The organism is Photorhabdus laumondii subsp. laumondii (genome assembly GCF_003343245.1).
Taxonomy (GTDB): Bacteria; Pseudomonadota; Gammaproteobacteria; order Enterobacterales; family Enterobacteriaceae; genus Photorhabdus; species Photorhabdus laumondii.
The window spans coordinates 697808-717163 of the sequence record NZ_CP024901.1 but is presented as its reverse complement, the minus strand read 5'-3'; the positions used below and the strand labels follow the sequence as shown (position 1 = coordinate 717163).

17 protein-coding genes and 1 riboswitch are annotated in these 19356 nt (G+C 43.5%); of the genes, 6 read left to right on the top strand and 11 right to left on the bottom strand.

All coding sequences use genetic code 11. The annotated features are described in order from the left end of the window. Window positions 1-12 precede the first annotated feature (12 nt). The 11 genes from recC to rppH all read right to left on the bottom strand — a co-directional run bounded on the left by recC (window position 13) and on the right by rppH (window position 11255). A complete protein-coding gene (recC, locus tag PluTT01m_RS03220; RefSeq protein WP_011145006.1) occupies window positions 13-3402 on the bottom strand; it encodes an exodeoxyribonuclease V subunit gamma in 3390 nt (1129 codons plus the stop codon). Beyond that, window positions 3395-3766, bottom strand: a complete 372-nt coding sequence (locus PluTT01m_RS03215) for a prepilin-type N-terminal cleavage/methylation domain-containing protein (protein ID WP_041379906.1) — start codon at window positions 3764-3766, stop codon at window positions 3395-3397. The genes recC and PluTT01m_RS03215 overlap by 8 nt, the downstream gene beginning before the upstream one ends. Beyond that, window positions 3763-4248, bottom strand: a complete 486-nt coding sequence (locus PluTT01m_RS03210) for a YgdB family protein (RefSeq protein ID WP_011145004.1) — start codon at window positions 4246-4248, stop codon at window positions 3763-3765. Before PluTT01m_RS03210 ends, PluTT01m_RS03215 begins: the two co-directional genes overlap by 4 nt. A gap of 5 nt (window positions 4249-4253) precedes the next feature. Then, entirely contained in the window at window positions 4254-4841 is a 588-nt protein-coding gene (locus PluTT01m_RS03205; protein ID WP_011145003.1) for a prepilin peptidase-dependent protein, read from the bottom strand. A 167-nt stretch (window positions 4842-5008) separates the two neighbouring features. Then, window positions 5009-5524 (bottom strand): prepilin peptidase-dependent protein, encoded by a 516-nt coding sequence (locus PluTT01m_RS03200; protein ID WP_011145002.1) that lies wholly within the window; start codon window positions 5522-5524, stop codon window positions 5009-5011. 479 nt (window positions 5525-6003) lie between these two features. Then, window positions 6004-6336, bottom strand: coding sequence for a type II toxin-antitoxin system RelE/ParE family toxin (locus tag PluTT01m_RS03195; RefSeq protein WP_011145001.1), 333 nt, complete (start codon window positions 6334-6336; stop codon window positions 6004-6006). Beyond that, window positions 6333-6599, bottom strand: coding sequence for a hypothetical protein (locus PluTT01m_RS27085; RefSeq protein ID WP_011145000.1), 267 nt, complete (start codon window positions 6597-6599; stop codon window positions 6333-6335). The genes PluTT01m_RS03195 and PluTT01m_RS27085 overlap by 4 nt, the downstream gene beginning before the upstream one ends. A gap of 127 nt (window positions 6600-6726) precedes the next feature. Then, window positions 6727-7521: a thymidylate synthase gene (thyA, locus tag PluTT01m_RS03180; protein ID WP_011144999.1), complete on the bottom strand. Its 795-nt coding sequence runs from the start codon at window positions 7519-7521 to the stop codon at window positions 6727-6729. Next, complete coding sequence (lgt, locus tag PluTT01m_RS03175; RefSeq protein ID WP_011144998.1) at window positions 7518-8393, bottom strand: prolipoprotein diacylglyceryl transferase; 876 nt, start codon at window positions 8391-8393, stop codon at window positions 7518-7520. Before lgt ends, thyA begins: the two co-directional genes overlap by 4 nt. Window positions 8394-8468: 75 nt before the next feature. Further along, window positions 8469-10715 (bottom strand): phosphoenolpyruvate--protein phosphotransferase, encoded by a 2247-nt coding sequence (ptsP, locus tag PluTT01m_RS03170; protein WP_011144997.1) that lies wholly within the window; start codon window positions 10713-10715, stop codon window positions 8469-8471. A 9-nt stretch (window positions 10716-10724) separates the two neighbouring features. Then, window positions 10725-11255: an RNA pyrophosphohydrolase gene (rppH, locus tag PluTT01m_RS03165; protein WP_011144996.1), complete on the bottom strand. Its 531-nt coding sequence runs from the start codon at window positions 11253-11255 to the stop codon at window positions 10725-10727. Between the two features lie 113 nt (window positions 11256-11368). Beyond that, window positions 11369-11473: riboswitch (TPP riboswitch) on the top strand. 72 nt (window positions 11474-11545) lie between these two features. On the opposite strand from rppH, the gene thiB reads away from it, so the two are divergent. The 6 genes from thiB to rluA all read left to right on the top strand — a co-directional run bounded on the left by thiB (window position 11546) and on the right by rluA (window position 19156). Continuing rightward, on the top strand, window positions 11546-12559 hold the full coding sequence (gene thiB / locus PluTT01m_RS03160) for a thiamine ABC transporter substrate binding subunit (protein WP_011144995.1): 1014 nt from the start codon (window positions 11546-11548) through the stop codon (window positions 12557-12559). Next, complete coding sequence (gene thiP, locus PluTT01m_RS03155) at window positions 12535-14145, top strand: thiamine/thiamine pyrophosphate ABC transporter permease ThiP (RefSeq protein WP_011144994.1); 1611 nt, start codon at window positions 12535-12537, stop codon at window positions 14143-14145. Before thiB ends, thiP begins: the two co-directional genes overlap by 25 nt. After that, on the top strand, window positions 14132-14839 hold the full coding sequence (thiQ, locus tag PluTT01m_RS03150; RefSeq protein ID WP_011144993.1) for a thiamine ABC transporter ATP-binding protein ThiQ: 708 nt from the start codon (window positions 14132-14134) through the stop codon (window positions 14837-14839). Before thiP ends, thiQ begins: the two co-directional genes overlap by 14 nt. Window positions 14840-15152: 313 nt before the next feature. Next, the gene (locus PluTT01m_RS26795) at window positions 15153-15299 is read left to right on the top strand and encodes a hypothetical protein (protein ID WP_157852058.1); all 147 of its coding nucleotides are present in this window, start codon (window positions 15153-15155) and stop codon (window positions 15297-15299) included. A 197-nt stretch (window positions 15300-15496) separates the two neighbouring features. Next, entirely contained in the window at window positions 15497-18409 is a 2913-nt protein-coding gene (rapA, locus tag PluTT01m_RS03145; RefSeq protein WP_011144992.1) for an RNA polymerase-associated protein RapA, read from the top strand. A gap of 96 nt (window positions 18410-18505) precedes the next feature. After that, a complete protein-coding gene (gene rluA / locus PluTT01m_RS03140; protein ID WP_011144991.1) occupies window positions 18506-19156 on the top strand; it encodes a bifunctional tRNA pseudouridine(32) synthase/23S rRNA pseudouridine(746) synthase RluA in 651 nt (216 codons plus the stop codon). Window positions 19157-19356 lie beyond the last annotated feature (200 nt).

The window sequence follows — 19356 nt, the reverse complement described above, 5'->3', positions numbered from 1 at the left end:
CTGATATTCTCTCTATGTATTCTGATATCGCGCTATCGGTAACAAATAACTGAGCGCTTCCTGTTTAAATTTTGCCAAAAATGATTTATCCACTTGCCTGAAAGCTCGTTGGATATAAGGATCATCCCCTTCGCCTCTGCGTCCCTGATCGCCAAGCCATGCTTTCAATAACTGACTTTCAGCCTTTGATTGAATTTCATCACTATCATCAATCTCACCAGTCTCTTTATTCATACATGCTGAAAGCCACGCCCAACCACTTTTACAAAACAGCGGTAAAGGTGCTGATATTCCTCGCTGATAGCCTTCAATCAATTGATTCAGATAATCTTTAGCGTACTCTGAAGGTACAGGAGCGAAACGCCATTCGTTGCCATCACGCCCATAGCTGCGACTTTCACCCTCACCACCTGTCAGACAATAAGCCAGATGCTCAATCCACAATTGCATGCCATCATTGGCTGTCAAACTGGCAGGCCGCCAACGTAGCAAGCCATCCGGTTGCACCTTATTAATACGCCCTGTCAGAATCACCGGGCCTAAATTATGATGTAAATCGACAGATAAAGTTTCCATTTGTTGTTCACGAATTTTATCCGCCAAAGGCTGCATCTCTTTTTGCTGTCTTAACCAATAAACCTCACCAAAAGCACCAAAAGGTAATCCTCCAGCAGCACGCAGCCGATTGAAAAGTGGTTCAGGCGATTGCTGTTCAATTAGTGCACTTAACAATAGCTGATTAAACTGATAACGTTGAAGATTATCTAAAACGAAAGGTTCTTCCTCCGGTAATTCCGTTTCTTCAATAACGAAATTTACTTTCAAGCAACGTTGGAAAAAAAACCGAACGGGATGGCGGTAAAAACTGCTCAAATTATCAAGTGTAATTTCTTGAATTTGCGCCATTTCAATAGATTGGCAAAATTCAGCGTATGCTGCACCTTGTTCAGTTGCCGCCGGTAACCACTCCCCGGCATAGCTTTGCTGATAACTGCCCGGTATAAAATTTTCCGGTGCAAATGGAACGCGGGCATGAAGATACAACAGATGTTTTCTAACATGGGTAGCACTTTCATCAACATTCAGTTTTTCATTTCCCGGTAAACAAAAACTTTGGCAAACATAATCCAGTAATTCATTCACCAGCACGGAAGGATTACATTCCGTATCATCACGAATAGACTTACCAATATAGCTGATATAAAGAAACCGTTCGGCAGATATCAAAGCTTCAAGGAATAGATAACGGTCATCATCCCGTCGTTTTCTGTCTCCCCTCTGACCTTTTTCCGCCATCAGATCAAATCCAAGCGGTGGAATTGAACGGGGGTAAATACCATCATTCATTCCCAATAAACAGACGACCTTAAAGGGAATAGAACGCATCGGCATTAGAGTGCAAAAATTGACAGATCCGGCGAGAAAACGCTGACTGATTTTTTCATTATCAAACTGAAGTGCCAATTCATCTCGCAATAAAACCAATGGCACACTTTCCTGATAACGGGCATTCAAGCCATTGACTATGACTTTCTGCCATTGCTGTTCTATCATTGCTAGTACTAATTCAGTCTCATTATCTGAGACAAAAAATGTTTCCAGCAACTGCTGGCAGACAGGTAACCAACCCGTTAATGCCCGGCTCTCAGCAAGAATTTTGCGCCAATAGCTTAATTGCATTAAAAATTCAGCCAATTGGCCGGCAAGCTCCGCAGCTAAACCACTAGATTCATCATAAGGCAATACCTCTTTCCAAGGGCCCGATCGGCTATCCATTGCATAACCCAATAACATTCGGGTCAGTCCAAAACGCCAGGTATGCTGACCTGTCACCGGTAAAGATAGCTCTTCGACATTATCGTCATTCAGCCCCCAACGAACACCTGATTCTTCAACCCAACGTCTTAACAAACGCAAACCATCTTCATGTATGTCAAATTTATTCGCCAGCGCGGGTACTTCCAACAATGCTAAAACCTGCTCTGTTGTAAAACGGCTTTGAGGTAAATCAAGCAGTGTAATAAATGCCTGTAAAATCGAATGTGCCTGACGAGCTTTACGATCAGAAATAGCAAATGGAATATAGCGTTCAACAGAGACATTACCAAATACTGCCTGAACATAGGGAGTATAACTGTCAATATCCGCGACCATCACAATAATATCCCTTGGCGTCAGCGATGGATTATCTTCCAATAATCTCAATAGCTGATCCTGTAAAACTTCCACTTCACGTTGAGGGCTATGGCAAACATGGAAAGATAAAGAACGATCCAACGGATCAAGTACTCTTTTTTTCAAACTGTTTTCAAATGTTTCTTTTGTTGAACCAATTTGGGCATGATCTTCCAGATAGAGAATATCCCTTTGCAATTGATGTAATAGATTATCCTGTTCTAATTCAACAAAAGCGTGAATATCCGAACTCTGCTCAAGCTGCGACAATAAATAGAGATTATCACGGCCCAACCGTCCCCACGATGCCAACAAGGGATTACTGACATCTTGTTCACCGTCACCGTTAAACAATGATTGAGCATTATCAGGATCTTTAAAATATTCCAGCTCCTGTTCGCTCTTATAATGACGTGGTTTACGGCTACTCAGTTTTGCCAAAAAAGCATAATTCTGAATATCTCCCCAATAATATTTACATGGATTGGTAAACATCAGGTGAATATCAATGTGCCGTGCCAATGCCTGTAAAGCTTGTAAATAGACCGGTGGTAAGGCAGAAATGCCACAGATAAATACCCGTTTCGGTAAACAAGCTGAAAAATCAGTACTATTTTCCTGTTCAGTATTATTTTCCAGTATCGAAATAAAACGCTGATACAAATTAGCACGATGCCATTGAGGTTGTTGTAACTGGTGAGTATATTTCGTCAGTTCCAGCCATAATCTTTTCTGCCACAACTGATTATCACTCAAACCATCAATAAGCTGACCTTGCTGCCAACTTTCCAACCATTGCGGGCGATAAACGAGATATTGGTCAAACAGATCAGCAACCCGTCCAGCTAATTGATGAATCTTCCGTTTATCAAAATCTTGATCAAGGTAGTGCCTGAGTCCAACAAACTCTGCTTCAGGCAGCAATTGAGGCAATAACGCCATCAATTTCCATGTCATAGCATCTTTACTAAAAGCACTTTCTTTAGGAATATCAGGCAATACTTTGGTAAACATATCCCAAATAAACGTAGCGGGAAGCGGAAATGAAATATTAGCTGATATGCCTATTCTTTCGGCCAGTTGGATTTGCAGCCACTGTGACATACCTGGGCTTTGTACCAAAATGACTTCCTGCGCAAATGGATCAGTCAGTGGGTTACCCCCGATCAATATTGCTATCAATTCCTTAAGAAGATCTAATTGATTAGAATGATAAACCTTAAACATCGGAACTCCCATTTGAACAAATCAATCGGCTTGCTTTACTTTGCTGATTATAAGGCGTCATCACTATAACTGTAAGCTGATAGCAGCTAGACAACGGATAGGCCGTCTGAAATTCAGCATGCCATCCCGGTGGCAATGTTATTTCTGGTAAAGCATTTTGACCTGCAATTAATTCATATTGTTCCAGATATCCATAAGATAATTTATCTGCCTTTGATTGCTGCCAATGTTGCTGAAACCCAAATAATAACGCCTGATGATAACGCATTAATCCCAATAAAGAGACCGAAAAAACCATAACAGCAATCATTACTTCGGGCAAACTCATGCCTGCTTGATGCTCATAAAAAAGCTCTGACTTCATGAACAAAATCCCACATCTACCTCAGGACAAAAATCCAGCCAACCACTCTCTACCGGAATAAGAGAATCATCTCCACCAGATGAGTGTAATTTCATCCATTGATATAATCCAACAGATTGCCCGGGTGCCACATCAGCCATACCTTTTAGTAGAAAAAAATGACTCGATTGCCTTTTTAAACAACTGGTCAAATGAAATTCTTGTTGTTGCTGGCAATACCACTCTTCTGTTTTATTACTATCTTCTATTTGACTACTATGAAGTGGCCATGACTGAGCGATTCCCCATGCCAATGAAGATTCTGCTTGCTGAAAAGCTTTTAGATATCTGCGTTCATCGACCATCATGATTAAAGCGTTATCCAGATGATGATGCAAAGCCTTTAACATCATCAGGCTAACGGTCAATAATATCAGCACTGAAATGAGCAATACATTACCTTGCTGATATTGAAAACAGACATGTGGAGAATGCTCAGCCACGGTACTTATCCCCTGATATTGCGCAAACGTATTACTGACTGATATTGGTAGTTTATCGATGGATGTTTAAACCAATGTGCAATAAGTACCAATTTGATAAAAACTAAGCCATCTTTTGCCGGTAATTTTTCAGCTTTAAAGGAATCTACCACTATCTCATTTGGATCAAACAGCCTTTCCCAGCCATTTTCCTGACAGTTACCCGCCCCCCTTTTCCACTCTACTGACTTATTGCTAAGACGATAGCCAAAGAATTCCGATTCACTGTGTTCTGGCGGCTCCCATTGGTTATTTATATTAAGATCGTATGCAATAATCAGACATGAATCCTCACTCTCATCACTTTTATTATCGATGAATATTGGCTTTCCATCACAATAATGCTGACAATATCCAGCACGGCGAATATCCTTTTCTATAATATGTAACGTTTGTTTAACAAAATAGCCTAACCGATATCTCTGATATAACTCCATTATTTGTTTAGTTAAAATAGGGTAACTTTTAGCAATCGCCAGTAAGATAATACTACCAATAGCCATTGCTACAATAACCTCTAATAATGTCATTCCAGATTGGTTTTTATGTTTCATTATTCCAATTAAAGTATCTCTTATTTATACCCGTCATCTTTCAAGTTGCCTCTTTGTTGGCTGCACTCACTCACCCCGGTCACATAGTTCGCTATGCTCCCGGGGATTCGCTCCCTTGCCGTCGCGATCCATCTTGAAATCCATAGGGTATAGTGGGAAAAATTTAACTAATCACAAGCTGGAATTTGATTAAACTTATTATTACTACATGATCTTATCCTACCTCGTGAAGAAAAAATAATGGATATTTCACCTGCGGAATTCGCCAAAGTAAAACTCGCAGGTATCATGGTGTTTCTTATTCCATGAAACTCTATCTGATCCTTGGTTGCTGAACTGATAATAACATCCTGATAGGGTGAGTTTATTCCCTCAACATTTTCTAAATTACAATTAGCTAATACCGAATTAGAGAACGCTATGCACCAATCCTTGCCAGTTTTCAACCACAATATCACCCTTTTGTTCAAATAATTTGCCAAAGATTGTTGCCTGGATATAAATGTCAATATCTTCTGTGCTGATTCCTGTAACCTGACTCTTTCCTGGTGATAGCCCCATTCCTGTACGCCCCATAAGGAAAATATTGACACCAAAACAATAACGACCATTAATTCCAATAAAGAAAAACCTGATTGATTATCAATATTATAATGGCCGATTATATTCACATTATTTACCATTGATAATTCCTTATTTCCTTTCGTAAAACATTTTATTCATTTTAAACACAAAATAAATACACAATTAAATTTTATGCGAGAGTGCATCAATAAAAAAATAATAGTTTATCATTGTTACATTTAAATTGCGTAGAGCTTCGCAAAAATCAACGAGAATAGTTATTTTTGTTTCTTATTATTTTCATACATTGTAAGATTATATGGCTATGAGGAAGAAGCTTCATGAATATAAGATCAAACGCTTTTATATGATAATGTCATTTTTATTAACTTATTCTAAATATAAATAATATCAGACCAGAAAATAATTAATTGAGAAGATTGTATTAAGTATAGCGTTCAATATTTTAAATATACCCTATGGATTTCAAGATGCATCACGACGGCAAGGGAGCGAATCCCCGGGAGCATAGCGAACTATGTAACCGGGGTGAGCGAGTGCCGCCAACAAAGAGGCAACTTGAAAGATAACGGGTATATCAGTGTATGATCAGTAGTTGGTACAAGAGGGCAATTAAATCTTGGTTTGTGCTTGCGTATGCCAATATTTGAATTTCATCCCCAACTACATCATAAATAACACGAAATTGCCGATCTTTGGAAAGCCATTGGTGAAATTGCATTCCTTTATCCAGCAACATTGAACAATAGCCGTATGCTAACGGGTTCTCCCCTATCCGTTCCGATGATTCAATTAATAAATCATCCACCAAATTCTGAGCTGCTTCCAACCCTATAGTATTAGCCTTGTAGTCTTCAATAATAGAAAGTGTCTGGTAGGCTGTTTCGGTAATTTGAACTTTATATATCACACCCGACGTTCCTTGCGCCTACGAAGTGCTTCTTCAAGTGTCATTTTTCTACCTTCTATAGTATCTTTCTTAGACAACATCGCGATTTTAAGCAATGCTATCGCCTGTCGTTCTACGCCTCTTTCGGCCAACTCTCTCTCACGTTCTGCCATTGGTTGAATAAACAATTCAGATATCCCGTTTTTGGTAATAAACACACCACCCTCGAAATGCTTTGGATTACTAAGCAGATCCCTAGCTTTTTTTTGGGAAATAGTATTCATGGTCTTTTTCCTCTTAATTTCTACGTATCTGTATATTATATCATCAAAATGAAAAGAGGAACAATTTATTATAAATTGTTCCTCCAGATTGTCGACGAACATAGAAGCGCTATTTTAACCGCAACCGCTAAATAGCAACCGGGGCCTTTATTCCTGGATGTGGGTCATAATCAACTATTTCAAAGTCATCAAATTTATAATCAAAAAGTGATGCCGGTTTACGCTTTATCACCAGTTTTGGTAGTGAACGCGGTTCACGGCTGAGTTGTAATTTTGTCTGCTCCATATGGTTGCTATAAAGGTGCGTATCACCACCGGTCCAGACAAAATCGCCTACTTCCAAATCACACTGTTGCGCCATCATGTGAACTAGCAATGCATAGCTGGCAATATTGAACGGTAAGCCAAGGAATACGTCACAGGAGCGCTGGTAAAGCTGACAGGAAAGTTTGCCATCCGCAACATAAAACTGGAAGAAAGCGTGGCATGGCGCTAATGCCATCTTATCCAATTCACCAACGTTCCAAGCCGAAACAATAATTCTACGTGAATCTGGATCGCTTTTAAGCTGTTCCAGTACAGTTTTCAATTGGTCAATCTGGCGGCCATCTGCGGTACCCCATGCGCGCCATTGCTTACCATATACCGGCCCTAAATCACCGTTTTCATCCGCCCATTCATCCCAAATAGTCACCCCATTTTCATGCAGATATTTAATATTGGTATCACCATTCAAGAACCAGAGAAGTTCATGAATAATTGAGCGGATATGGCAACGTTTAGTTGTGACCAGTGGAAAACCATCCTGTAAATTGAAACGCATCTGATGCCCGAAAATCGAGAGTGTCCCCGTCCCGGTGCGGTCTGCTTTCGGAGTGCCCTCTGCAAGCACTCTTGTCATTAAGTCCAGATACTGTTTCATTTTACCTCTTGTACCTTATTACCTTGGTGTTTATATGCCCATATCATCATTAATATTCCCGCCAGGATCATTGGTATAGAAAGAATTTGCCCCATACTGATCCCGTCGAATAAGCCCAGTTGTGCATCTGGTTGGCGGAAGAACTCGACTATCACTCGGAAAATACCGTAGCCAATTAAGAATAAACCGGAAACACTGCCCATTGGGCGAGGTTTACGGATATATAAATTCAAAATAATGAACAGAACGATCCCTTCCAACGCCATTTCATAAAGCTGTGAAGGGTGACGTGGCAGAACACCATATTGCTCAAGTACTGATAACAGTGAGGGATCGGTTGCAGCCAATGCAATATCTTCACCACGGGAGCTTGGGAATAACATCGCCCACGGCGTATCCAATGTGACACGTCCCCACAACTCGCCGTTAATAAAATTACCGATTCTCCCCATGCCTAAACCAAAAGGGACTAACGGGGCAATGAAGTCAGCAACTTGTAAGAAATGGCGTTTCGTTCTGCGGCCAAACCACCACATTGCGCAGATAACCCCCACTAAACCACCGTGGAAAGACATCCCACCATCCCAAACTTTAAACAAATAAAGGGGGTTGTCGAGAAAGGCAGGGAAATTATAAAACAGGACGTAGCCCAGACGGCCACCAACAAATACGCCAGCAAAACCTGCATAAAGCAAGTTCTCTACTTCGTTTTTTGTCCAACCACTATTGGGTTTCGCTGCCCTGCGTGTCGCTAGCCACATGGCGAATACAAACCCAACCAAGTACATGAAACCATACCAATGGAGGGCTATTGGACCTATTGAAAAAATGACCGGGTCAATATTAGGAAATGCCAGGTAGCTGTTACTCATCTTTCCCCACTTAATATTTAGCGTTAATGCCCTAAGGCAAGTGATTGAGAATCATAGCACAGGCCGTTAAACGGATTAAATGCCACCTCTGACCAAACCGCCCACCCCATGCTGCTCCATAAATGTTGCTGACAGCTCCTTCACTCTTAGGCTGGTTTCAGCTTGTAGGATTTCGGCCATTAATTTTTCAACCTGAGCCAACTCCAGATGACGTAATAAATATTTAATTCTTGGCACACTACAACCACTCATACTCAAACTGCGATAGCCAAGACCAATCAATAACAGCGCTCCCATAGGGAAACTTGCCATTTCACCACAAATGCTGATCGTAAGACCTGCCCGCTGGCTATTTTCAAATACTAGTTTTAATGCCCGAATCACCGCCGGATGTAGGCAATCATAAAGAGAAGCGACGTGAGTGTTATTCCGATCCACTGCCAATAGATATTGTGTTAGGTCATTGGTGCCAATAGACACAAAATCGACTCTGTTTTTGAGTTGTGGCAACAGAAAAATCATCGAAGGAACTTCAATCATGACACCGAGCTGAGGCATAGATATTTGGCGCGCCAGCATTTGCTCAACTTCCTCTTTCGCTCTGTCTACCAATCGCTTAGCTTCATCAATTTCTTCTACACTCGTCACCATTGGCAGCAGGATTTTCAGGTTACCCATATCAGCGTTAGCTCTGAGCATTGCCCGCAGTTGGATAAGAAAAATTTCCGGTTGATCCAGCGTCACTCGTATACCACGCCATCCCAAACAAGGGTTCTCTTCGCTGATCGGCATATAAGGCAGTTGTTTATCCGCACCAATATCAAGTGTACGCAGTACCACCGGTTTATCGGGAAATAATTGTAACATCTCCTGATAACGCGCTTTTTGTTCATCTTCTGATGGGAAACCACAGTGCAGCATAAAGGGTATTTCGGTGCGATAGAGTCCAACACCATCAATACTATTACTGATCTGCAACTCATATTTCAGGCTCAAACCCGCATTAAGCTGAACCAAAATGCGCTCGCCACTTTTTAACCGTGCTTCCTGCTCCACATCTCCCTCAGCCAATCTGCTAAGTGCCTTTTCTTCTTCGATAATCTGTTTATATTCCTGCGAAATCAGTGGCTCAGGTTCAATGAAGACTTCCCCACGGAAACCATCAAGAATTAGCATACGATTGTTCAGGAGTTCCGGCTGGATATCCGCCCCCATAATGGCCGGAATACCCATTGCTCGAACCAATATGGCAGAGTGTGAATGAGTTGCGCCATCACGAACAATAACCCCTGCTAATCTTTCCTGCGGCATTTCTGCCAATAGGTTAGCACTCAGTTCATCTGCAACCAGAATGAACCATTCAGGCCATTGATGACTGGCAGTAAGTGAATCATCCAGATGAAATAATAATCGCTGTCCAAGTGCCCGTAAATCTGATGCTCTTTCCCGCATATAAGCATCCTGCAAGCTGGAAAATTGTTCTGCGTATTTCTCAATAACTTGTTTAACGGCCCATTGCGCAACAGAGCCCTGTTCAACACAGGAGAACAGATCTTGTTTCAACTGGGGATCATTCAAAAGGTAGGAATAAAGATCAAAAATCGCGGCGCTCTCTTTTTGAGAACCCACAGTAAAACGTTTACTGAGCCGACGACATTCTGCTATTGCATCTTCCAGTGCCTGAATTAAACGAGAACGTTCTGCTGCATGATCAAGAGTTGAGGCTTCAAAAATTTGGTCAAGTGAGGGCTGGGAGCAATCTTGCCATCCCTGAGCCATCACGATGCCATTGGAAATTGCCAAGGCTTTAATTCTGGTCTGCCGATATCGACCAAACAAGCCTTTAGTCTGAGCTTGAGCAAGGATCACCGCGAGTTGTGTCGCAAGCGTCACCATAAAGGACTCTTCGGTTTCATTAAACAAGCGTTGTTCCTGCTGCTGAACGACCAAAACACCTTGCAATTGACGGCGGTAAACCACGGGAACGCCCAAAAAAGCGCGAAAACTATCCTCTTTAACTTGAGGCAAGTATTTGAAACTTGGATGGCTGCGGACATCCGCCAGATTAATCAGTTCAGACAATTGACCAACTTGCCCGACAACGCCCTCACCAAAAGCCAAACTGATAGCCCTTCCTCGGGGTTTCCTCAACCCTCTAGTTGCCATCAGGTAATAACACCGCCGTTGATGATCAGCAAGATAGATAGAACAGACATCCGTGTTCATTGCCAGACAAGTCTCGTTCACCAATAGCTCAAGCGCTTCGGCCAGATTGGTTGCCATAGCAACTTTTTCAACAATTTCCCGTAAACGCATGAGCATGGAACTCACCTAACTTCTTTTACGACGGTAAGAATACGAAGAACGTGGCAGAGATACGCTTTCCTGCATTGGCATTACAACCGAAGCAAACTCTTTCATCACGCGCCGATAAACATCACGCTTAAAAGAGACTACCTGCCGAACAGGATACCAATAGCTGACCCAACGCCAACCATCGAACTCCGGGGTATTACTGTGTTGCACATTAATATCTTCTTCATTACAGAGCAGTTGTAATAAAAACCATCGCTGCTTTTGACCAATACAGACAGGTCGTGTATCCCAACGCACCAAACGCTTGGGTAATTTGTAACGTAACCAATTACGAGTAGAGGCCAGAATGCGTACATCTTTCCGACCTAACCCCACTTCTTCATACAGTTCCCGGTACATAGCCTGTTCTGGTGATTCCCCCGGATTAATTCCCCCTTGAGGAAATTGCCAGGAATGCTGCCCATAACGCCGGGCCCACAAAACCTGGCCTTGCCGATTACAAATTACAATTCCTACATTCGGGCGGTAGCCATCATCATCGATCACCAGACTACCTCGATAAACTAAATTTGAAAGATGACTAATTGTTTCACACTACCCTCAAGTGGTAAACCTCTATCATTGGACTTTGCAGTCGCTAGCTAAATCTCTACAATAGCGCCATCTCAACGGGGTGCTGGCTGTTTAAAACAGCCTTGCTGAGAGTAAACCCGCCGAACCTGATCCGGCTAATACCGGCGTAGGGATTTGAGCTGCTAACTATTTCACAGACGTTATCTTGCCGTTTAGCGCTTCCTCAAATCCTTTGCCAATCCTCTTAATTTAAGGAGAGCAAAGTGTTTAAGACGTTATTTTCCAAATTAATCGTACTGGCAGCCCTATCAGCTCCTGCGTTGCTATTAAGTCAAGTTGTACAGGCCAAGCCAGTATTAACGGTCTATACCTATGATTCTTTTGCCACTGAATGGGGACCCGGGCCCGCAATTAAAAAAGCATTTGAAGCTGAATGTCACTGTGAACTGAAACTGGTTGCTCTGGAAGACGGTGTTTCCTTGCTCAATCGCCTAAGAATGGAGGGCAAGCGTACTGCTGCCGATATTATTCTTGGGTTGGATAACAACTTGATTCAAGCAGCCCAACAAACAGGGCTGTTTACTGAAAGTCAAGTGGATACCAGCAAACTGACACTGCCAGTGTCATGGAATAACAAGGTATTCATTCCTTATGACTATGGCTATTTTGCTTTCATTTACAACAAAAAGACTTTACCAAACCCACCAAAAAGCATGGATGAGCTCATCAACAGCCACAATAACTGGAAAGTGATCTATCAAGATCCTCGCACCAGCACACCGGGGCAAGGTTTGCTGTTATGGATGCAGAAAATTTACGGTGATGATGCCCCACAAGCCTGGCAAAAGCTGGCAAAGAAAACACTCACCGTTACCAAGGGCTGGAGCGAAGCTTATGGTCTGTTCCTCAAAGGAGAAGGCGATCTGGTGCTGAGTTACACCACTTCACCGGGTTACCACCTGTTATCTGAGAAGAATGACGATTACACTGCGGCTACATTCAGTGAAGGTCATTACCTTCAAATCGAAGTGGCCGCACAACTGGCCTCCAGCAAGCAACCGGAACTTGCCCAGAAATTTATGCAGTTTATGCTGACGCCAACTTTCCAACAGGAAATTCCAACCACTAACTGGATGTATCCGGTCATTGATATCCCACTCCCGGAAGTATATTTGCAGCTTTCCATACCCGAAAAATCGCTACAATATCGCGCGGAAGAAGTCGCAAAATACCGTAACCAATGGATTCGTACATGGCAAAGCGCTGTCAGCCGCTGATAGCCGGATGGCTGTTACCGGGGGCGATTGCCGCCGGTTTTTTACTGTTGGTCGCCTTACTGGCATTCGGAACGCTCTGGTTTAATTCACCTGCAAGTGATTGGTATTTATTGATAGAAGATCGCTATTTGTGGCACGTGGTACGTTTCACATTCTGGCAAGCCTTTTTATCAGCACTATTTTCTGTCATTCCGGCTATTTTTCTTTCCAGAGCACTCTATCGCCGTCATTTTCCAGGCCGGACCCTCTTTCTGCGCCTGTGTGCTATGACGCTGGTTTTGCCCGTGCTAGTCGCTCTATTCGGCATTCTGGCGGTTTATGGTAGAACCGGCTGGCTGGCTCAGTTCTGCAAATGGATCGGCATCGATTACCCTTTCACCCCTTACGGTTTATCAGGCATTTTGCTGGCACATATTTTCTTTAATATGCCACTGGCAACACGGCTTTTACTGCAATCGCTGGAAAATATTGCGGTGGAACAACGGCAATTAGCGGCGCAGCTAGGTATGAATGAATGGCAACATTTCCGTTTTGTTGAATGGCCTTATCTACGCCGCCAGATCCTGCCCACTGGTGCACTGATTTTTATGCTCTGTTTCGCCAGTTTTGCGACTGTGCTGGCGTTAGGTGGCGGACCTGCTGCAACAACTGTCGAACTGGCAATCTATCAGGCGTTAAGCTATGACTACGATCTCAACCGTGCCGCGTTACTGGCGTTGATTCAGATTACCTGCTGCCTTGGCCTTGTGCTCCTCAGTCAGAAACTTAACAGTGCTCTATCTGTCGGCTACAGCAACCAACAGCAATGGCGTAATCCACAAGATACTCTGTTGAGAAAAATCTGCGACAGCTTGTTAATTATCGCCGCATTATTACTACTCGTGCCACCATTGCTGGCCGTTGTCGTGGATGGCCTTAACAGCGGGTTGCTTAATGTATTACGCCAACCTGCATTGTGGCGAGCCTTTATCACCTCAGCGGTGATTGCTTTAGGCGCGGGGTTATTATGCGTTTTATTCACTATGATGCTGCTGTGGAGCAGCCGTGAGCTGTACCTGCGTCATTCCCCCCATTGGGGACAAGTAATGGAGATGAGTGGTTTGTTAATCCTCTCTATGCCAGGCATTGTATTGGCAACAGGATTCTTTCTGTTGCTCAATGATACCGTCGGCTTGCCCCGTTCACCCTACGGTCTGGTGATTTTAACCAACGCACTGATGGCAATTCCTTATGCACTGAAAGTTCTGGATAATCCAATGAAAGATCTGGCGGCTCGCTATAATCCACTGTGTCGCTCCCTGAATATCCAAGGTATTAACCGACTGCGCTGGATTGAACTAAAAGCACTAAAAGTTCCGCTGGCACAAGCACTGGCCTTTGCTTGTGTCCTTTCCATTGGAGATTTTGGCGTTGTCGCGCTGTTTGGTAATGAAGATTTCCGTACCCTGCCCTTCTACCTCTATCAGCAAATCGGGGCTTATCGTAGTCAGGATGGCGCGATCACTGCTTTATTGCTGTTATTGTTATGTTTTACGCTGTTTAGTTTACTTGAACGCTTACCGAGACCACGTAATGCTCAAACTTGAAAATCTGACTTACCGCTATGAACATCTGATGATGCGCTTTGACTTACACATTCAGGCCGGAGAACGTATCGCAATCCTAGGCCCTAGTGGGGCGGGTAAAAGTACACTCCTGAACTTAATCGCCGGCTTTCAAACAGCAGAAAAAGGCTCCCTATGGCTGAACGGAGAAAATCATACCAGCACATCACCTGCTCAACGCCCGGTTTCCATGTTGTTTCAAGAAAATAATCTCTTCTCTCATTTGACAATTGAGCAGAATATCGGGCTAGGTTTACATCCCGGATTACGTCTCAATAGCACGCAGAAACAGACATTACAGCAAATAGTCTCACAAGTTTCATTGGAAGATTGTCTGCCCCGTCTGCCAGCTCAACTTTCTGGTGGACAACGGCAGCGGGCAGCATTAGCCCGTTGTCTAGTACGCCAACAGCCAATTTTATTACTTGACGAGCCCTTTTCTGCCCTAGATCCGGCACTGCGTAATGAAATGCTGGTATTGCTGGAACAAGTTTGCCATGAACGCCAACTTACATTACTGATGGTTTCCCATAATCTGGATGATGCCGCTCGTATAGCTGATCGCGCTTTATTAATCGTTGATGGCAATATCCATTATGACGGCTTAACAAATACGCTGGTTGCCGGCACTGTTCCTGAAGCAGCTATTCTAGGCATGAAAACCGATGCTATATAGGCATGGTTAATACTAAAAATCTGGAAGCAGTACGTACTGGCTGTGCCAGTCTAACGCTAATTTTCCAGAAACAACTGTATTCACTGGTTTTTAACCGAAATCCTTACCATAAATTTATTTTCACCATATTATCAGTACCCTGGAAGGAAAATTTGATGATAAACTAACCTACTGTAAAAGATTAGGCCGTAAACTGTCTGACTATCAGCACAATGTACCGCCACATGAGAGAACAGCAACGCTGGCAGATAAGTAAAATCTGTAATATCACCGGTCTTTGCCGTATCAAAATAGTGGCAGGATAAGCTATGTCATGACACTCTTCGAGCCAGAACTACTGGAAAATCTGCATTTATCACCGGACTATGATCACGATATTAACCAGCAAATTCAGCCTATCGCTGATGCTATCCTGCCGCTTTACAGGATGACTTTACAATTTCGCTCACCGGACAGATAGTAACGCCTTTTGGCTGATGACTATTTTTTGCAGGTGACGACTGGCTTTGCTTCCATTAACATATCGCCCCTTTGACGAGTGATAAGGGAAATAACGGGGTGTCTTGCTGTCTGCCCATTATCTCCGTTAAATCAAATAAAAAGCTGTCGTCCTCCACCCATGAATAACATTATCTAACAGAAACTGAGTTAAAATTTATGCCATTTACCCTCGGTCAACGCTGGATCAGCGATACAGAAAGCGAACTTGGATTAGGAACCGTTGTTGCACTGGACGCACGAATGGTCACTTTGCTCTTTCCTGCCAGCGGTGAAAACCGCCTCTATGCACGCAATGATTCTCCTATTACCCGTGTTATGTTTAACTCGGGAGATGTTGTCACCAGCCATGAAGGCTGGCAACTCAAAGTAGATGAAATCCAACAAGAAAATGGCCTGCTGATTTATACGGGCACACGACTTGATACTCTGGAAGAAAATATCAGTCTGCGCGAAGTGTTCCTTGACAGTAAACTTACCTTCAACAAACCACAGGATCGCCTGTTTGCTGGTCAGATTGACCGTATGGACCGCTTTGCCTTACGTTTTCGCGCCCGTAAATACCAAAGCGAACAATTTAAACTGGCTGAAAGTGGTTTGCGGGGTATCCGCGCAAGCTTGATCCCTCATCAACTTCACATCGCAAATGAAGTCGGCAAGCGCTACGCACCAAGAGTTCTGTTAGCCGATGAAGTCGGTTTGGGTAAAACCATCGAAGCCGGGATGATCATCCACCAGCAATTGCTGGCCGGTCGTGCTGAACGTGTTCTGGTGATTGTGCCGGATAGTCTTCAACATCAATGGTTGGTAGAAATGCTGCGCCGTTTCAATTTGCGCTTTGCCCTGTTTGACGATAGCCGCTATATCGAAGCACGGCACGATAGCGATAATCCATTTGAAACAGAACAATTGGTACTCTGTTCACTGGATTTTGCCCGCCGTAATAAACAGCGTTTTGAGCATATGCTTGAAGCCAGCTGGGATTTGATGGTGGTGGACGAAGCTCACCATCTGGTCTGGAGCGAGGATGCACCTAGCCGTGAATATCAGGTTGTCGAACAATTAGCTGAACAGATCCCAAGTGTGCTGCTATTGACTGCAACACCAGAGCAGCTAGGACAGGAAAGTCATTTTGCCCGTCTACGCCTACTTGACCCAAACCGTTTCCACGATTATCAGACTTTTATTGACGAACAACAAAAATATCGTCCAGTTGCCGATGCTGTCACACTGCTGTTATCAGGTGAACAACTTAATAATAATCAATTAAACCTAATGGGTGAGTTGATTAGTGAGCAGAATATTGAGCCTCTGCTGAAAGCTGCCAATAGTAATAGTGGTGAAAGTGAAACTGCACGGCGTGAACTGATTTCCATGCTGATGGATCGCCACGGCACCAGTCGTATTCTGTTCCGTAATACCCGTAATGGTGTGAAAGGCTTCCCCCATCGGGAATTGCACCAGATAAAGTTGCCTCTGCCATCCCAATATCAGACCGCCATTAAAGTCTCCGATATTATGGGCGCTAAAAAATCGCTGGAAGCACGCGCATGGGATATGCTCTATCCAGAACAAATTTATCAAGAGTTTGAAGGCGAAAACGCTACCTGGTGGAACTTTGATCCTCGCGTAGAATGGCTACTCGGTTTTCTGATGGCAAATCGCCATGAAAAAGTGCTGGTAATTTGTGCGAAAGCAACCACCGCTCTGCAATTGGAACAGGTACTACGTGAGCGAGAAGGGATTCGTGGTGCTGTTTTCCATGAAGGTCTATCACTGATTGAACGTGATCGCGCCGCAGCCTATTTTGCTTCCGAAGAAGAAGGAGCTCAGGTATTACTATGCTCCGAAATTGGCTCAGAAGGCCGCAACTTCCAGTTCGCCAACCAATTAGTGATGTTCGATTTACCATTCAATCCAGATTTACTGGAACAGCGTATCGGACGTCTGGATCGTATCGGCCAAAGCCGTGATATCCAAATTAGTGTGCCTTATCTGGAGAATACCGCCCAAGCAGTCCTGATTCGTTGGTATCACGAAGGTTTGGATGCATTCGAGCATACCTGCCCAACCGGTCGTACTATTTACGATCACTATTATGAAGCTCTGCTGAACTATCTTGCCAAACCCAATAATCAGGACCAAGAAAAATTTGGTGAATTTATTGATCAGTGCCGTCAGCAACATGAGCAACTCAAACAGCAACTGGAGCAAGGCCGTGACCGGCTGCTGGAAATGAACTCCAATGGCGGCGAGCATGGTTTGCGACTGGCAGAAAAAATTTCAGAGTATGATAATGATACTGAATTGGTGAACTTCTCTCTCAACTTATTTGATATCGTTGGTATCAATCAGGAAGATCGCAATGACAATATGATAGTGCTGACACCATCCGATCATATGCTGGTCCCAGATTTCCCTGGATTACCAAAAGATGGTTGTACTATCACTTTTGATCGTGAACAGTCACTGTCCCGTGAAGATGCCCAGTTTATCAGTTGGGAGCACCCAATTATCCGTAATGGGTTAGATCTGATCCTTTCCGGTGATACGGGTAGCTGTGCAGTATCCCTTTTGAAAAATAAAGCATTACCTGTTGGAACCCTGCTGGTAGAGCTGATCTATGTCGTTGAAGCACAAGCCCCTAAACGCCTGCAATTGACCCGCTTCCTTCCACCAACGCCATTGCGGATACTGATGGACCTGAAAGGCAATAATCTAGCTGATCAAGTGGAGTTTGAAAGCTTTAACCGCCAGCTTAATGCAGTGAATCGTCATACTGCAAGTAAACTGGTCAATGCGGTACAAAAGGAAGTTCACGCTATTTTGCAACAAGCCGAAGGTTTAGTCGAAACTCAGGCAAAATCATTGATTGAACAAGCAGAACAGGAAGCAGATGAAAATCTTGCTGCTGAACTTTCCCGTTTGGAAGCATTGAAGACGGTCAATCCAAATATTCGTGATGATGAATTGGAAGCCATTGAAGCCAATCGCCAACAGTTACTGCTTAACTTAAATCAGGCAAGTTGGCGTCTGGATGCTATTCGCCTTGTTGTCGTTACACATCAGTAAATATTAGTAATACCCGGAGGCTGGACCGGGATAGGGTAACCTTTACTAAGAACCCTATTCCCGCGCCTCCCCTAATATTCAGCTACCGGAGCCTCAATGGAAGCTTATAATCCTCCTACCGATCCTTGGTTACATGTGCTCTATCAGGATCAATATATCATTGTGGTCAATAAACCCAGTGGGCTACTTTCTGTTCCCGGTCGGGCAGCAGAGCATAAAGACAGCATTATGACGCGGATACAACAACAGTTTCCAGCCGCAGAATCTGTTCACCGGCTGGATATGGCAACCAGCGGCGTAATGGTAGTTGCACTGACCAAAGATGCAGAGCGTGAATTGAAACGTCAGTTCCGTGAACGAGAGCCGGAAAAAACCTATATTGCTCGGGTTTGGGGACGTCTGGAACCAGAAACGGGTCTTGTCGATTTACCGCTGATTTGTGACTGGCCGAATCGGCCAAAGCAGAAAGTGTGTTTTGAAACCGGGAAATCAGCCCAGACTGAGTACGAAGTACTCGCTTACGAAGATGAGGCAACTCGAATAAAACTCTCACCGATCACTGGTCGTTCACATCAGCTCAGAGTACATATGCTAGCACTTGAGCACCCAATTTTGGGAGACCAGTTTTACGCTCATCAGCAGGCAAGAGCAATGGCACCTCGCCTGCAATTACATGCACAAGAGTTATATATCACACATCCGGTCTATGGAACGCCAATGCATTTTCAGTGTAAAGCCGATTTTTAATTAATAGACAAATACAGTAACCGAATCCAATGAAGCCAATATCAGACACAAGGCCAAGCCACAACAAGCCAAAAGAACACGGATATTTGCCATTTTTTGCATTCCTCCTAAGTTAAAACAAAATAAAACATAAAATATTCTAATATTTTAGAGGAATAAAAAATAAACTCAACAGCCGTAGGGGATGTTATTCCCCTATA

Bases quoted from the DNA above. Each gene is read 5' to 3' on its own strand.
- recC (WP_011145006.1), bottom strand. From the start codon at position 3,402: ATGTTTAAGGTTTATCATTCTAATCAATTAGATCTTCTTAAGGAATTG.
- PluTT01m_RS03215 (WP_041379906.1), bottom strand. From the start codon at position 3,766: ATGAAGTCAGAGCTTTTTTATGAGCATCAAGCAGGCATGAGTTTGCCC.
- PluTT01m_RS03205 (WP_011145003.1), bottom strand. From the start codon at position 4,841: ATGAAACATAAAAACCAATCTGGAATGACATTATTAGAGGTTATTGTA.
- PluTT01m_RS03200 (WP_011145002.1), bottom strand. From the start codon at position 5,524: ATGGTAAATAATGTGAATATAATCGGCCATTATAATATTGATAATCAA.
- PluTT01m_RS27085 (WP_011145000.1), bottom strand. From the start codon at position 6,599: ATGAATACTATTTCCCAAAAAAAAGCTAGGGATCTGCTTAGTAATCCA.
- thyA (WP_011144999.1), bottom strand. From the start codon at position 7,521: ATGAAACAGTATCTGGACTTAATGACAAGAGTGCTTGCAGAGGGCACT.
- lgt (WP_011144998.1), bottom strand. From the start codon at position 8,393: ATGAGTAACAGCTACCTGGCATTTCCTAATATTGACCCGGTCATTTTT.
- ptsP (WP_011144997.1), bottom strand. From the start codon at position 10,715: ATGCTCATGCGTTTACGGGAAATTGTTGAAAAAGTTGCTATGGCAACC.
- thiP (WP_011144994.1), top strand. From the start codon at position 12,535: ATGGCAAAGCGCTGTCAGCCGCTGATAGCCGGATGGCTGTTACCGGGG.
- thiQ (WP_011144993.1), top strand. From the start codon at position 14,132: ATGCTCAAACTTGAAAATCTGACTTACCGCTATGAACATCTGATGATG.
- PluTT01m_RS26795 (WP_157852058.1), top strand. From the start codon at position 15,153: ATGACACTCTTCGAGCCAGAACTACTGGAAAATCTGCATTTATCACCG.
- rapA (WP_011144992.1), top strand. From the start codon at position 15,497: ATGCCATTTACCCTCGGTCAACGCTGGATCAGCGATACAGAAAGCGAA.
- rluA (WP_011144991.1), top strand. From the start codon at position 18,506: ATGGAAGCTTATAATCCTCCTACCGATCCTTGGTTACATGTGCTCTAT.